This is a genomic window from Rhodospirillales bacterium (assembly GCA_020638175.1).
In the GTDB taxonomy this organism is placed as follows: Bacteria; Pseudomonadota; Alphaproteobacteria; order Micavibrionales; family Micavibrionaceae; genus JACKJA01.
Genome location: JACKJA010000002.1, coordinates 198665 through 211273, shown reverse-complemented (window position 1 = coordinate 211273; position 12609 = coordinate 198665). Strand labels below are relative to the sequence as shown.

The 12609-nt window shown below is 51.7% G+C and carries 13 protein-coding genes; 8 read left to right on the top strand and 5 right to left on the bottom strand.

Annotated elements, in window-relative coordinates:
• Positions 1-5: 5 nt before the first annotated feature.
• From H6868_01025 to H6868_01015, 3 genes are all read right to left on the bottom strand, one after another.
• On the bottom strand, positions 6-1952 hold the full coding sequence (locus tag H6868_01025) for a PAS domain-containing protein (GenBank protein MCB9987896.1): 1947 nt from the start codon (positions 1950-1952) through the stop codon (positions 6-8).
• 127 nt (positions 1953-2079) lie between these two features.
• Positions 2080-2679, bottom strand: a complete 600-nt coding sequence (locus tag H6868_01020) for a redoxin domain-containing protein (protein MCB9987895.1) — start codon at positions 2677-2679, stop codon at positions 2080-2082.
• Between the two features lie 11 nt (positions 2680-2690).
• Positions 2691-4853 (bottom strand): thioredoxin family protein, encoded by a 2163-nt coding sequence (locus H6868_01015; protein MCB9987894.1) that lies wholly within the window; start codon positions 4851-4853, stop codon positions 2691-2693.
• Positions 4854-4977: 124 nt separating this feature from the next.
• Here H6868_01015 and H6868_01010 point away from each other — a divergent pair, with 124 nt between their 5' ends.
• From H6868_01010 to H6868_00985, 6 genes are all read left to right on the top strand, one after another.
• Positions 4978-6930, top strand: a complete 1953-nt coding sequence (locus tag H6868_01010) for an acetoacetate--CoA ligase (protein ID MCB9987893.1) — start codon at positions 4978-4980, stop codon at positions 6928-6930.
• Between the two features lie 79 nt (positions 6931-7009).
• On the top strand, positions 7010-7216 hold the full coding sequence (locus H6868_01005) for a hypothetical protein (GenBank protein ID MCB9987892.1): 207 nt from the start codon (positions 7010-7012) through the stop codon (positions 7214-7216).
• Between the two features lie 20 nt (positions 7217-7236).
• Positions 7237-7578, top strand: coding sequence for a hypothetical protein (locus H6868_01000; GenBank protein ID MCB9987891.1), 342 nt, complete (start codon positions 7237-7239; stop codon positions 7576-7578).
• 279 nt (positions 7579-7857) lie between these two features.
• Entirely contained in the window at positions 7858-9060 is a 1203-nt protein-coding gene (locus tag H6868_00995; GenBank protein MCB9987890.1) for a pyridoxal phosphate-dependent aminotransferase, read from the top strand.
• Positions 9061-9113: 53 nt separating this feature from the next.
• The gene (locus H6868_00990) at positions 9114-9401 is read left to right on the top strand and encodes a DUF2892 domain-containing protein (GenBank protein ID MCB9987889.1); all 288 of its coding nucleotides are present in this window, start codon (positions 9114-9116) and stop codon (positions 9399-9401) included.
• A 6-nt stretch (positions 9402-9407) separates the two neighbouring features.
• A complete protein-coding gene (locus H6868_00985) occupies positions 9408-9953 on the top strand; it encodes an RNA methyltransferase (protein MCB9987888.1) in 546 nt (181 codons plus the stop codon).
• Here H6868_00985 and H6868_00980 read toward each other — a convergent pair.
• Both H6868_00980 and H6868_00975 read right to left on the bottom strand, forming a co-directional pair.
• Positions 9950-10627, bottom strand: coding sequence for a cupin domain-containing protein (locus H6868_00980; GenBank protein ID MCB9987887.1), 678 nt, complete (start codon positions 10625-10627; stop codon positions 9950-9952). The two genes, H6868_00985 and H6868_00980, sit on opposite strands and share 4 nt — an antisense overlap.
• Positions 10624-11226 carry a sigma-70 family RNA polymerase sigma factor gene (locus H6868_00975; protein ID MCB9987886.1) on the bottom strand — a complete coding sequence of 201 codons (603 nt, stop codon included), beginning with the start codon at positions 11224-11226 and terminating at the stop codon, positions 10624-10626. The genes H6868_00980 and H6868_00975 overlap by 4 nt, the downstream gene beginning before the upstream one ends.
• Before the next feature lie 287 nt (positions 11227-11513).
• Between H6868_00975 and H6868_00970 the strand changes: the two genes are divergently transcribed.
• Positions 11514-12032, top strand: a complete 519-nt coding sequence (locus tag H6868_00970; protein ID MCB9987885.1) for a hypothetical protein — start codon at positions 11514-11516, stop codon at positions 12030-12032.
• Between the two features lie 29 nt (positions 12033-12061).
• Positions 12062-12544: a hypothetical protein gene (locus H6868_00965; protein MCB9987884.1), complete on the top strand. Its 483-nt coding sequence runs from the start codon at positions 12062-12064 to the stop codon at positions 12542-12544.
• The last annotated feature ends 65 nt before the right edge of the window (positions 12545-12609 follow it).

Here is a 12609-nt window from a genome sequence, read left to right as displayed (position 1 = left end):
GTTTATCAGGCTTTACCAGATTTTTTCCGCTTTTTCTTGACGTATGTGTACGCGTTGTACGGAAGACGTACAGTGACGGTAGTCCCTACGCCAACGGTCGATGAGATGTTCAGCAGGCCGCCATGCATTTCCGCCAGTTCCTTGGTGATGGCCAGACCCAGCCCGGTTCCTTCGTGTTCCCGGGTATAGTGGCTGGCGGCTTGTTCGAACGGCCGGGTAATGTCTTTGAGCTGATTGACTGGGATACCCACCCCGGTGTCGTGGACTTTGATCGAGAGATAATCTTTTCGCAGCAGACATTCGACCCGTACGCTGCCGCCTTCATTGGTGAATTTCAGGGCGTTGGAGAGCAGGTTCAGCAAAATCTGCATAATGGCGCGGCGGTCAGCGATAATCGTCAGGTCGTCATCCTGAATATCGGCTGTCAGTTTGATCCGGGAATCGAGGGCGCGGCCTTCCATCATATGGACGGCCAGCTTGATCGTTTTTGCCAGATTAAGCTCTTCCAGATCGAGTTCATATTTCCCGGCTTCAATTTTCGACATATCAAGGATATCGCTGATAAGGTCCAGCAGATGTTCGCCGCTTTCGCGGATGCCGGCGATGTAATCCAGATATTTTTCCGTGCCGATCGGTCCGAGAAGCTGGCGTTGCATCATTTCGGAAAAACCGATGATGGCGTTGAGAGGGGTGCGTAATTCATGGCTCATGTTGGCCAGAAACTGGGATTTGGCGGCGTAGGCCCGTTCAGCGGCTTCCTTGGCGGCGTGAAGGTCGCGTTCATGCAGAGTACGTTCGGTGATGTCCTGCATAATGCCAAACAGGGCAATAACATCGCCATCTTCGTCCAGCTCGCATTTTCCTTCGCAGCGGATGTAGCGTATTGAACCGTCCGGGCGCTTGACCTGGAAATCCATGTCGTAATTGTTCTGTTCTATAATGGCGCGCTGGAAAGCCTGCATCAGGCGGCCGAGGTCGCGTTTGTGCAGCATGCCGTTGATGTTGTCCAGCGTCGGGGTGAAGTCATCCTTTTCAACGCCGAAGATCCGGTAGATTTGTTTTGACCACTCAATCGTTTCTTCGCCGACTTTCCAGTACCAGTGCCCCATGCGGCCAATGGCCTGCGCTTCGCTGAGTTGTTGTTGCTGCCGTTTCAGGGCGACTTCTTGCTCCTTGATTTCCGTCAGGTCACGGCCAACACTGTAGACCTTGTTTTCCGAGCGTTTTTGCCGCCACTCGATCCAGCGTGTCGTGTTGTTTTTGGTGACGATGCGTGATTCAAAGTCGATGATTTTTTCCTGCCCGTTATCTTCGTGCATCATGCCGTGCAAGGCGCTGCGGACATGTGGGCGGTCGTCCGGGTGGACCAGATCCATAAACGTCATATTGCGGAGTTCTGCGTCTTTGTAGCCTGTAACCGTGTTGAAGGCATAGTTAACCCGTGAAAAAGTGCCGTTCAGATGTGAAATCGACATGATCTCATTCGACATGTTCAGGAAATGGCGCAGTTCGTTTTCATCCGTCCGCGCCGTGATTTTTCCGTCGCCGGTTTTGTTGTTTTCCTGTTCGACGATATGAACGAATTTCTGGGTTATCAGGGGATCGAATGTTTCCTGGCCTGTTTTAAGAATCGAGCCCACCATAAAGGTTTGCCCGTCTTTACCGGTAATGCTGTCGAGCTGGATTTTCAGGGGCGTTTTGCGGCCCGCAATGTGGATTTTATGGATGCCATCATTGGGAGCGTCTGTATCAAAACTAATGATTTCTTTGATATTTTTACCTTTTAGGGCGGATGCAGATTGTTTGAGCAGTTTTGAAAAATCGTCGGTTAAAAACAAAACGGTCCCTGTCCCGTCGGTGACAAAACGGGCGCCCTGATCCTTTGACTTACCTGAACTGGCGGCTGCTTCGCGGGCCGAAGCAGCAGATGTTTTTTTGTTATTTCTGGACATGAAATTTAACGCCGTACCTATACTCTAGACATAACATAGCGCAAAGAATCGCCGCATGCCAACTTTCTTTGCATTTTTTGCGAAAAATGAGCGGGCGTCCGGCGGTTCCTGATTTTTATAAGGTTCCCTAGTATTTCACGCCACAGCCATAGGCTTGTGTCTGCGATACTTCAACCGCCGTTCCAGCGGCCAGATTATCCAGCGCTGCTCTCACGTAATTATGGGCGCCTTCGATTGTTTCCGGGCGCGGGGTGGGCTGGTCGTCTATGGCTCCGGCGTAAACCAGCGTTCCTTCCGCGTCGATCACGAACATATGCGGCGTGGTCTTGGCATCGTACAGGTGACCGATCGTGCCGTCCGGATCCAGAATACGGGCAGTTGCGTGGGCGTCGACTTCGGCCATGATCTCATTGGCTTGTTCGCCTGTTACGTTGCCTTGCTTGCCGGGGGCGGAGGAGACGATGGACAGCCAGATTACGCCTTCATCCGTGGCTTGTTTTTGCAGGGCTTGCATATTGCCGCTGCCATAATGTTTCTTGACGAACGGGCATTCATGGTTGGTCCACTCCAGAACAACCGTTTTGCCGAGATAATCGCTTAGGGCGTGTTCAACACCATTGGTGTCGGTGCCGGTGAAAGCCGGGGCCGGTTCGCCGATAACGGGCGCGGCATACGCCGGGGCGCTCAGGGCGAATAAGGCCAGAAAAGCAGTTAAAAAGCGGATCATTGTATGTCTCCTTATTCCTTGTGTTGGATCGTGTTCCTGATAATTTCCGGCGTCAGTAATTGCGGTAAAACAACAGGCGCCGGCCGTATCCCGGTTTCAGGATCGCGGGGTGCGTAATAGATGTAGAGCGGAACACCCTGCCGGTCAAAGTCGGCCAGAAAGTTTGTTATTTCGGCGTTGCTATTGGTCCAGTCGCCCTTTAAGGAGCGAATTTTCCAGTCCGCAAAGAGGGCTTTCGTTTCGGCGCGGTTCAAGGCAACACGTTCGTTGACCTTGCAGGTAATGCACCAATCGGCCGTCATATTGATGAAGAGCGGATCATTGCCTTTTTCCAGTTCTTCAAACCGGGCGGTTGAGTAAGGTTCTTCTAAGACGGCTGTTTCAAAGGCATGGGCCGGTGTCTCAACCGTGCAGCTTTTCATCGGATTGTGGTCCAGCAGCGCAACCAGTCCGGCCAGTACGAAAAACAGGGCGGCTATGGCGGTTACTATGATATGGGTGCTTGCTGCTTTTACAGGGCGGCGGAGCAGCCATATGCCAAAGGCGATGCCAACGGTGCCGCCCAGGGCCGCTAATACGCCGATGGAGCTGGTTTGCTGGGCGTAGACCCAGATTAACCAGGCACCGGATGCAAACATCGGGAAAGCCAAGAATTCTTTGAAGCCAACCATCCATGGCCCCGGCTTGGGCAAGGCTTTGCGAAGAGGTGGGAAGAGCGTCAGCAGCAGATAGGGAAGCGCCAGACCAAAGCCCAGTGCCAGAAAGACACTTAAGGCAATCGGTGCGGGTTGGGTCAGGGCAAAGCCCATGGCAACGCCCATAAAAGGCGCGGTGCAGGGGGTGGCGACCATCGTGGCCAGTACGCCGGTGAAAAAGGAGCCGCCGACCTTGTCGGGGCGTGTTAAATTTGCCCCCAGATTGGTGAAGATGCCTTTGATCTCAAAAAATCCGGCCAAATTCAGGCCGATGACAAACAGAAGATAAGACAAGAACAAAACGATGATTGGGTTTTGTAGATGGAAGCCCCAGCCAATGTGGGCGCCGCCTGCTTTCAGGAAGATCAGAAGCCCGGCAATCACAGCGAAGCTGACCAGGACACCGGCGGTATATTCAAGGCCATGAAGGATTGCCGCTTTGTTTTCTTTGCCGGATATATGGCACAGGCTGAGTGCTTTCATCGACAAAATCGGAAAAACGCACGGCATCAGGTTTAAAATTAACCCGCCGAGCAGGGCAAAAAACAAGGCTTTGAATATACCGCCGCTGGTTTTTTCAGGCGGCGGCAGTGGTTGTGTTGTATTTGGGGACGGGGCAGCGGGGGCAATAGCTTCCTGTTGAGTGGTATTGGTGTGGGCGGACACTTCAATCGCCGTGCGCTGGCCGTTTTCATCCGTGATGGTGATAACAAACCGTCCTTCTTCGATGTCTTCCAGAGGGCGGCTTCCGCGTTTTTGCCGGATTACCAGTTTTTCATCCGAGAGTGTGGCACGGGCGGCGGCAGTATTGTCGATTATGCCCCATTCGTATGGAAACAGTTCGTAGACAGCTTTGTCGCCCATTCCAAAAACCCGTGCGGGGCTCTGGAAATTCATATTGTCGAAGGTAATCGTCAGGACGAAATCTTCACCGTCTTCCGTCATCGTCACGGGCCATTCGAAAACAGCCGGTATCGAGTCGAAGGCTGCCGCGATAAAGCTCTCGTTTTCTTCATCCCTGTCATTCAGCGTCAATTCATAGTGACCGCTTTCGGGAATGCAGATATCGTTGCAGACCAGAATATCGATTGTTGCACCCAGCGTTACGGGTTCGCCGGAAAAGTCAGGCGGGGCTTTGATTTCCTGCAGGATAACAGCGTTATCGTGGTAGCCGTAATTAACCAGTACGTCGTAAGGCACTTTGCCGGGTGTCGGCCACAACATTTTCCCGGCGACGAATCCCGGTGGCAGTTCCCAGCGTACCCGCATGGGTTCACCGGAATCGCCGGGATTGCTCCAGTATGTATGCCATTCCGGTGCGATTTTTTGTTCAATAGCGACATAGATTGTTTCCCCGGCTTCTATCTTCGTTTTTTGCGGGGTAAGCAGAATCTGGCTGTAACGCTCTACTTCCTGTGCCTGTGCAGGCGAAAAAGACAAGAAAAGGAGAGCGGCGGTTAAAATAAAAGTACGTATCAAGACGGTTTCCTTCTCGTTGGTTTATTGTTCAGCTACTCTATAATTCAAAGCATCTTGACACAAGGTTACAAAAAGCCTGAGAGTTTCATGAAATTTCATCTGCGCAAAGAGAGAGACCTCAATCATGAATAGTACGGAAATGCCGTTGTGGGTTCCTTCACCGGACCGGGTTAAGGCGTCGCGCCTGTATCGCTTTATACAGGGGATCGAAGAAAAAACCGGACGTTCTTTTGAGGGGTACGAGGATTTCTGGCAATGGTCGGTTGAAAATATTGAAGATTTCTGGGCTTGTGTCTGGGATTTTTGCGGCGTCATCGGTGACAAGGGATCAGAGATCTTGATGAATGGCGATAAAATGCCGGGGGCGCAGTTCTTCCCGGAAGCGCGGCTGAATTATGCCGAGAACCTCCTGCGGCGCCGGGATGGAGGGACCGCGATCATTTTCAGGGATGAGAAAGGGGATGAGCGTACACTGACATACGGTCAGCTTTATGATGACGTCAGTCGTTGGCGGCAGGCGCTGGCCGGGGCCGGAATGAAGGAAGGGGACCGGATCGCGCTTTATCTGCCCAATATTCCCGAAGCCTTGATTGCGATGCTGGCGGCGTCCAGTATGGGCGTTATTGTATCCTTGGCTTCGCCCGATTTCGGTGTGCAGGGCGCGGTCGACAGATTCGGGCAGATTGAACCCCGTATTCTGGTGGCGGTTGACGGTTATTATTACGGGGGAAAAGACATAGACTGTACGCAAAAAGTACAGGACGTACGTATGCAGCTTCCCAGCGTTGAGAAGACCGTGATGGTTCCGTTTCTGGGTAAGGGGGCGGTGGCGGATAGTGTTACGGTGGAAGATTTTATCGCTTCTTATGCACCGCGGGATATAGCTTTTACGCGCGTGCCGTTTAATCATCCCTTGTTCATTATGTTTTCCAGCGGGACGACGGGCGTTCCCAAATGTATCGTCCATGGCCATGGCGGGACATTGCTCCAGCATTTAAAAGAATTCCAGCTTCATTGCGATCTCGGACGTGATGACCGGGTGTTTTATTTTACCACGACGGGATGGATGATGTGGCAATGGCTGGTTGGCGGATTGGCCAGTGAAGTTTGCCTTTTGCTGTTTGACGGATCGCCGTTTCATCCGGACGGGGAAGCGCTCTGGGCGTTTACCAGTAAGCATAAGGCCAAATTGTTCGGGACGTCAGCCAAATATATAGATGCGCTGAAAGTTAACGATATCCGGCCCGGTGATAAATACGACCTGTCGGACTTGAAAATCATTACATCGACCGGATCGCCGCTGGTACATGAGAGCTTCGATTATGTGTACGACGCGATAAAAGGTGACGTACATCTGGCGTCTATCTCCGGCGGCACCGATATCGTGTCGTGTTTTGTGCTTGGCAATCCGATCTCTCCGGTATGGCGCGGTGAGATACAGGGGGCGGGGCTGGGGATGGCTGTCGATGCCTTTAACGATGAGGGGCAGCCTATTCCGCCCGGTGCCGGGTCCGGTGAGCTGGTTTGTACGCGTCCGTTCCCCTGTATGCCGGTACAGTTCTGGAACGATCCGGACGGGGTTAAATATCACGGCGCTTATTTTGAAAACTACCCGAACATCTGGTGTCATGGCGACTGGATAGAGCGTACCGCGCATGGCGGATTTATCATTCATGGCCGTTCGGATGCTACGCTCAATCCCGGTGGAGTGCGGATTGGAACGGCGGAAATTTACCGTCAGGTCGAACAGGTGCCCGACGTTGTCGAGTCCATTGCCGTTGGGCAGGACTGGGACGGCGATGTTCGGGTCATCTTGTTTGTGAAGATCAGAGACGGCGCCGTCTTGACGGAAGAGCTGATTAAAACCATTAAAACCCGGATTCGCACCGGTGCTTCGCCGCGGCATGTGCCGGCCAAGGTCATTGCGGTTGCGGATATTCCCCGCACCAAATCGAACAAAATTGTCGAACTGGCTGTCCGGAATGTTATTCATGGTCGTCCGGTCAAGAATGTTGAGGCGCTGGCTAATCCTGAGGCTCTGGATTTGTATAAGGATTTATCCGCGCTGCAAGATTAATTATTTGACATAATTAATACCCTTGTGTTACTAATTCTTGCGTTATAAATATTTTGCTAAGGGGAGTGTTACTATGTCCATGGATTTTTCAAATTTTAAAGCATCAACGGCCCGGAAAGCCGGCAGAGCCGGGGCTGTTATAAGTACGCTTATGACCGCGACTCTGGCCTTTGCGGCGGTAACCGCCCATCAATGTGGCGAAGACCATGCGAATGGTGTAAAGACGCCTGTTTCCGCTTGTTCTGCACTGGGCGCTGTTGCTAGTTTTATTGCCGGTCCCCGGTAAACATAAAAGAAGATAAAATTATGATATCTCAAAGTCGTGTAAGAAATGCCTCCAAAGGACGAGGCCTTTCGATTCGCCGGGCCTCTGTTATTCTGGCGGGCGCTTTTGTGGCGGCCAGCGGTCTGTCGACGTGGATGCACCATAAGCTGGAACACAAATATTTTCCGGGCGCAGATGGTGCGATGTTGAGGGCCGTTTATGATGCTGCCGTGAATGATCGTTGTGCGGGTGTGCCGGATGCCTATCAAGTGGGGTGTAAAAAAATTACCCGGATGAATCCCGGCCCCCGGTTTGGGGCGTTTTTAGCGAATTTAGGTCGTGAGGCGGGAAATTTAACGCCCTCGAATCCGGCCATAAAGTAATAAAGATACAAAAAAATCAAAAAAACTATTGTATCATTTCTTCAAATCGTGTTTGATTGGAACATGATAATAAAATGCAATGCAGAGACAGACATTCAGAATAACCGCGCCCTTCTATGGGCCGCGGGGTTCTGCGTTGCTGCGGCCGCCGCGTGTGCCGCCCGTTAGGGCTGGCCATTTTTCGACATAGCGCGAGGCGCGCGAACAATTTTTCCCAGAAATAAACAGAATTTCCTTTTAAACGAACGGGATTCGTGTATCTAAAAAGGTCCATAAACAATGAAAACACTACAATTATATGAAGGCGGGATGAGCGGCGAACAGCCCTCTTATATGAAGATGAGATCAGTTATTGAAAATTTGTCATCAAATCCCGGTGCGGATGTGGTGCGTTACGGTCGCAATCGCAAGGATATTTTGACGCTGGCGCAGGGGGAAGGTGATAAAGCCACTCCTGATTTTATTATGGCGGGTGCGCAAAGAGCCTTGCAGGAAGGGCTGACTTTCTACAGCCCTGTTCTGGGCCGGGAAGAGCTGCGGCAGGAAATTTCCAATTATTATGCCCGGATATATGGCTTGCAAATCCCGACCAACCGGATTTTTGCCACGGCGTCCGGTACAACTGCTATTCATTTGGTTTTGACGGCTTTGCTGGATGAAGGTGACGAGGTTGTTGCGGTTACGCCGATCTGGAAAAACCTGCTGGGCGCGGTGGAGTTGGCGCAGTCGACGATAAAAGAGATGCCTCTGTCCTGCGAGGATGGCCAGTGGACGCTTGATATCGAGAAACTGTTTGATACCTGTACACCGAAGACCAAAATTATTATGATTACCACGCCGTCAAATCCGACAGGCTGGACTATGACCAAGGCCGAAATGAAGCAGGTTATGGATTTTGCGCGCGCGCGCGATATCTGGGTTATTTCCGATGAGGTCTATGGCCGTCTGGTTTATGACGGGGTGCGCGCTGACAGTTTTCTGGATATTTCCGAGCCGGATGACAAGCTTTTTATTATTAACAGTTTTTCAAAAACATGGGCGATGACAGGCTGGCGGCTGGGCTGGATTGTCGGGCCGGCTGAAGCGGAAAAGGCGATTTACGATGTTGCCCTGTATGACAATATGTGTCCGCCAACCTTTACGCAGTTTGGGGCGATTGAGGCATTGCGCCACGGGGAGCCGTTTTTACAAGAGCAGCTGGCCCTGTGGAATCAAAATTGCGATTTGTTGATGGCGCGGTTCGATGCTATGGGCAAGGTACGGGCTAATCGCCCGCAGGCAACGTTTTATTCGTTGTTTCAGGTCGATGGAGAGCCAGACTGCCTAACGTTTGCCAAGCGCCTGATTGACGATGTTGGCCTGTGTCTGGCACCGGGTTGTTCGTTTGGAAAAATCTCCCGCGGATCAATGCGTTTGTGTTTTGCCGTATCTCAGAGTAAATTAAACGAGGCGCTGGATCGTCTGGAGCAGGCTATATCCTGAGCGTTGGCTTAATACACTGTGGTAAATACGATAATCAAAGTGAGGAAAAAAACATGAAAATTGAACAAAACGTGGGCGATCAGGATAAAAAACTCCGCCTATCCGCAGCATTGGTGACGGCTATTTTGGCTCTGGTTTTGAGTGGTTCGCTGGAAGCTGTTTTCTGGGTTCTGACGGTTGTACTGGTTGTAACCAGCATCGTCGGCTTTTGCCCGGCTTATACGCTTTTGGGTAAAAATACCTGTGGCATGGGGAAAAGCGGAAAAGGCGAATGTTGTGGTGGCGGTTGCCATGGCGAAGACAAAGCTGAAGAAAAATCAGAAGACGATAAAGCCGCCTAAAGATTAATGCGCGGTTATTTCGGAATAGGGGTGGAGGGGATCAGCAAGGAAGCCAATGTTGGCAATCTGGTCCGCTCCACCCACGCTTTTGGGGGCAGCTTCTTTTTTACCATCGCGCCGCATGTCGATGTCCGGGCGATGCGGGTGTCCGATACATCGGGCGCGTTTGACCATGTTCCTTATCATCAATATGAAACGGTTGACGATCTGGCTTTGCCCAAAGGGTGCCGGTTGGTCGGCGTTGAATTGACCGAAGATGCTGTTGAACTGCCCAGTTTTAGGCACCCTGTCCGGGCGGCTTATGTCTTGGGGCCGGAAATGGGGAGTTTGTCACCGGCCTTGCAGGCGCGGTGCGACCATATTGTGCAAATTCCTATGAAATTCTGTGTCAATGTCGGGGTGGCGGGCGCTCTGGTGATGTATGACCGGATGCTCTGTATGGGCCGGTTTGCCGAGCGACCGGTCAAGCCCGGCGGCCCGGCTGTATTCGATGTGGCTCAACAGCAGGGGCACCGACGAAAAATACGTTCCCGAAAAAACGTATCATCCTAATACCGGAGAAAAATCTGAAAAAAGCGGCGGGTTAATGAATGCGGCCGCACCGGGGCATCTGTCGTGACCAGACACAGGCAGCCTTTGAGGGGATCCGCAATCGGATGATGATCGCTGCCGTCGTCCATCAACAGCAAATCCCCGCGCTCATAATGACCGTTTTCATCGCTGAATCCGCCTTCCAGTACCAACATGCATTCCCGCCCCCGGTGACTATGGGCCGGGGTTATGGTTCCGGGGGCAAGCTGCATCAGGTGCGCCCGTCTTGTCGGATTGCGTAGCGGGATAGCACAAATCTTGATGCCGGGAGCCAGATTTCTCCAGCGCAGCCCTTTATGAGAACACGCTTTTGTCAGGTAAGTGTGGAGCGGTGTTGGGAGGCAAAGCGATTCCGCAAATGTTCGGAGGGCTTCCTGTCGGCAGGAATTGTCTCCCGCCGGGCACTCCTCAAGTTTGTCCAGAACGGCGGTCAGGCTTGCCGCGTTCATCGAAACCGGGGGGCAGCATCCCTCGATTATTGCGCCGCCAAGCCGTTCGCACGATTCAACATAGCGCCGGGCTAACGGGGAAAGCGTGATATAAGATGCCGCGACCAAAGACTGGGCCTCATCCAGTGTGCCCGCGGCGTATTCCATGAGCATGACTTCGCAATCGGAATGGAATTTTCTAGTCATGACAACGTCTCCCCCAGATGGTGGCGCAGACGCTCCAGCGCCAGTCTTATGCGCGATTTTACGGTGCCGAGTGGTAAACCGGTTTCGGCAGCGATGTCGGCGTGGGTTTTGTCTTCAAAATATGATTTGCGGATAATCTCGGCCTGCTCCGCCGGTAAATCTTCAATGGCCGCGGCCAGGATATCGTTTTCCTGAGTTTGGTTTATGGCCAGATCAGCGGAAAGCGGGGCATCCGGGATCATCAGGGGATCGTTCCGGTCAGGTTCCGGGCGCCCGCGTTTGCGGAAGTAATCAATCCGTTTGTTCCGGGCGATGGTGTAAATCCATGTGCTGGCGCTGGACAAGGCCGGGTCATAAGTCATAGCCCGGTTCCAAACGGTCAGCATTGTTTCCTGCGCCAGTTCGTCAGCCGTATCGTGATTAAGTCCGCCCTTGATGAAAAAACCTTTGATCCGGGGGGCGTAATATTCAAACAGATGAATAAAGGCCTGCCGGTCGCGCTTTTTACCGACAGCGGTCAAAAAATCTTCAAAAGACGGAGGAGCCGGCCCCTCCGTGTCTGTTAACGGTTGTTTCTTCAAAAGCCGCTCCTGTTGCATAGCGCCCCCCTTTCCTGCAAAAGGCAGGTCGTTCATTGATAGCATATAGGATGCGGGCTGCAAATTTTTCTCCTGAAATCATTGTGTGATTTACAAAATATATCTTCATACGTTGGCGAATCGATTGGGGATCACCTTCGATAAGGCTTATTTTGGGGTTTTGCCTTTTTCTGTAGCGGGTATATAATGGAACGAGCTGTTTCAAGCTTTCTTTCGGTTTTATCGCCGTAAATTGGGTTTATGTTTCGTATCAGTAGATTAAAAACTGGATAGATTAAGGGTTGTTAATGATGAATAAGGTGTTTTTTCTCGTCGCTTCCATTGCGTTTTTTTCGCTTATCAGTGCCGGGAGCGCGCTCGCTTCAGAGCCGCGTCTGATAGGAACCTATGGTGATTGGTCGGCTTATGTCTTCGAAGAAAATGGCGGTAAGGTCTGTTATATGGCCAGCCAGCCTAAAAAAGCCGAAGGGAATTACACCCGCCGGGATCAGCCTTATGCCCTTCTGACGCACCGACCTTCCGAAGGCAGCAAGGATGTTTTTAGCTATATAACCGGTTATTTATACAAAACCGGCAGTGACGCCACTGTGACGATTGATTCAAAGAAATTTACCCTGTTTACGCAAGATGACACGGCCTGGGCGCCGGATGCGGCCACAGATGGTGAAATTGCCGCTGCTATTCGCAAGGGATCGAAGATGGTGGTTAAAGGAACCTCCGCCCGGGGGACGCTGACGACGGACACTTACGGTCTGAGTGGCTCCGGCGCGGCCCATGATGCCATCAACAAAGAATGTGGCATGTAATCTGTCGGTGCTTCCGGAAGGGAAACTGTATGAAACACATAGAAGTGTCGAAAAAAATAAACCTGTCTCAAAAAATAGAGGCCGATTCTCTGAAGGAGATATTAATTGAGCGACTGGCTCATGCTCTGGATATTGAAGTGGTTTCCGGGGAGGGAGCGCAATTCAAACTGACGGGAACCACGGGATCGCCGGCGGGGATTGCCCGTCATGCCCGTTTGGATCTGGATGTATCGGTGAAGCTGGATGATGCTGTTGCCAGAATTATTATTTCCGGCTTTGCCCGTCCGGCGCGGTCGTTGACCTTGCTTTATTCAACCTTGTTTTTCTTTTTGCTTTTGGTTGGGCTTTTGCCGGGTTTTGTGGAAACGAGTGCTGAAAACAGCGGTCCGGTTGATGCCTTGGTGTTTTTGATTTTCGGGATTTATATTGTTATGGATGTAAACAAGAAGCTCTCCGAACCCAAGGAGCTTCTTGAATCGGCTTTGGAATCGCTGGATACTACCTTTGGATAAACAGCGGTTGGAACAAAATTATATCTATGGTAGGTAAGGGGTTTCCTGTACATAGAGACTTTCAC

Excerpts from the sequence above, each read along its gene's own strand:
- H6868_01025 (MCB9987896.1), bottom strand. The coding sequence starts at position 1,952 with ATGTCCAGAAATAACAAAAAAACATCTGCTGCTTCGGCCCGCGAAGCA.
- H6868_01020 (MCB9987895.1), bottom strand. The coding sequence starts at position 2,679 with ATGATCCGCTTTTTAACTGCTTTTCTGGCCTTATTCGCCCTGAGCGCC.
- H6868_01010 (MCB9987893.1), top strand. The coding sequence starts at position 4,978 with ATGAATAGTACGGAAATGCCGTTGTGGGTTCCTTCACCGGACCGGGTT.
- H6868_01005 (MCB9987892.1), top strand. The coding sequence starts at position 7,010 with ATGGATTTTTCAAATTTTAAAGCATCAACGGCCCGGAAAGCCGGCAGA.
- H6868_01000 (MCB9987891.1), top strand. The coding sequence starts at position 7,237 with ATGATATCTCAAAGTCGTGTAAGAAATGCCTCCAAAGGACGAGGCCTT.
- H6868_00995 (MCB9987890.1), top strand. The coding sequence starts at position 7,858 with ATGAAAACACTACAATTATATGAAGGCGGGATGAGCGGCGAACAGCCC.
- H6868_00990 (MCB9987889.1), top strand. The coding sequence starts at position 9,114 with ATGAAAATTGAACAAAACGTGGGCGATCAGGATAAAAAACTCCGCCTA.
- H6868_00985 (MCB9987888.1), top strand. The coding sequence starts at position 9,408 with ATGCGCGGTTATTTCGGAATAGGGGTGGAGGGGATCAGCAAGGAAGCC.
- H6868_00980 (MCB9987887.1), bottom strand. The coding sequence starts at position 10,627 with ATGACTAGAAAATTCCATTCCGATTGCGAAGTCATGCTCATGGAATAC.
- H6868_00975 (MCB9987886.1), bottom strand. The coding sequence starts at position 11,226 with ATGCAACAGGAGCGGCTTTTGAAGAAACAACCGTTAACAGACACGGAG.
- H6868_00970 (MCB9987885.1), top strand. The coding sequence starts at position 11,514 with ATGATGAATAAGGTGTTTTTTCTCGTCGCTTCCATTGCGTTTTTTTCG.
- H6868_00965 (MCB9987884.1), top strand. The coding sequence starts at position 12,062 with ATGAAACACATAGAAGTGTCGAAAAAAATAAACCTGTCTCAAAAAATA.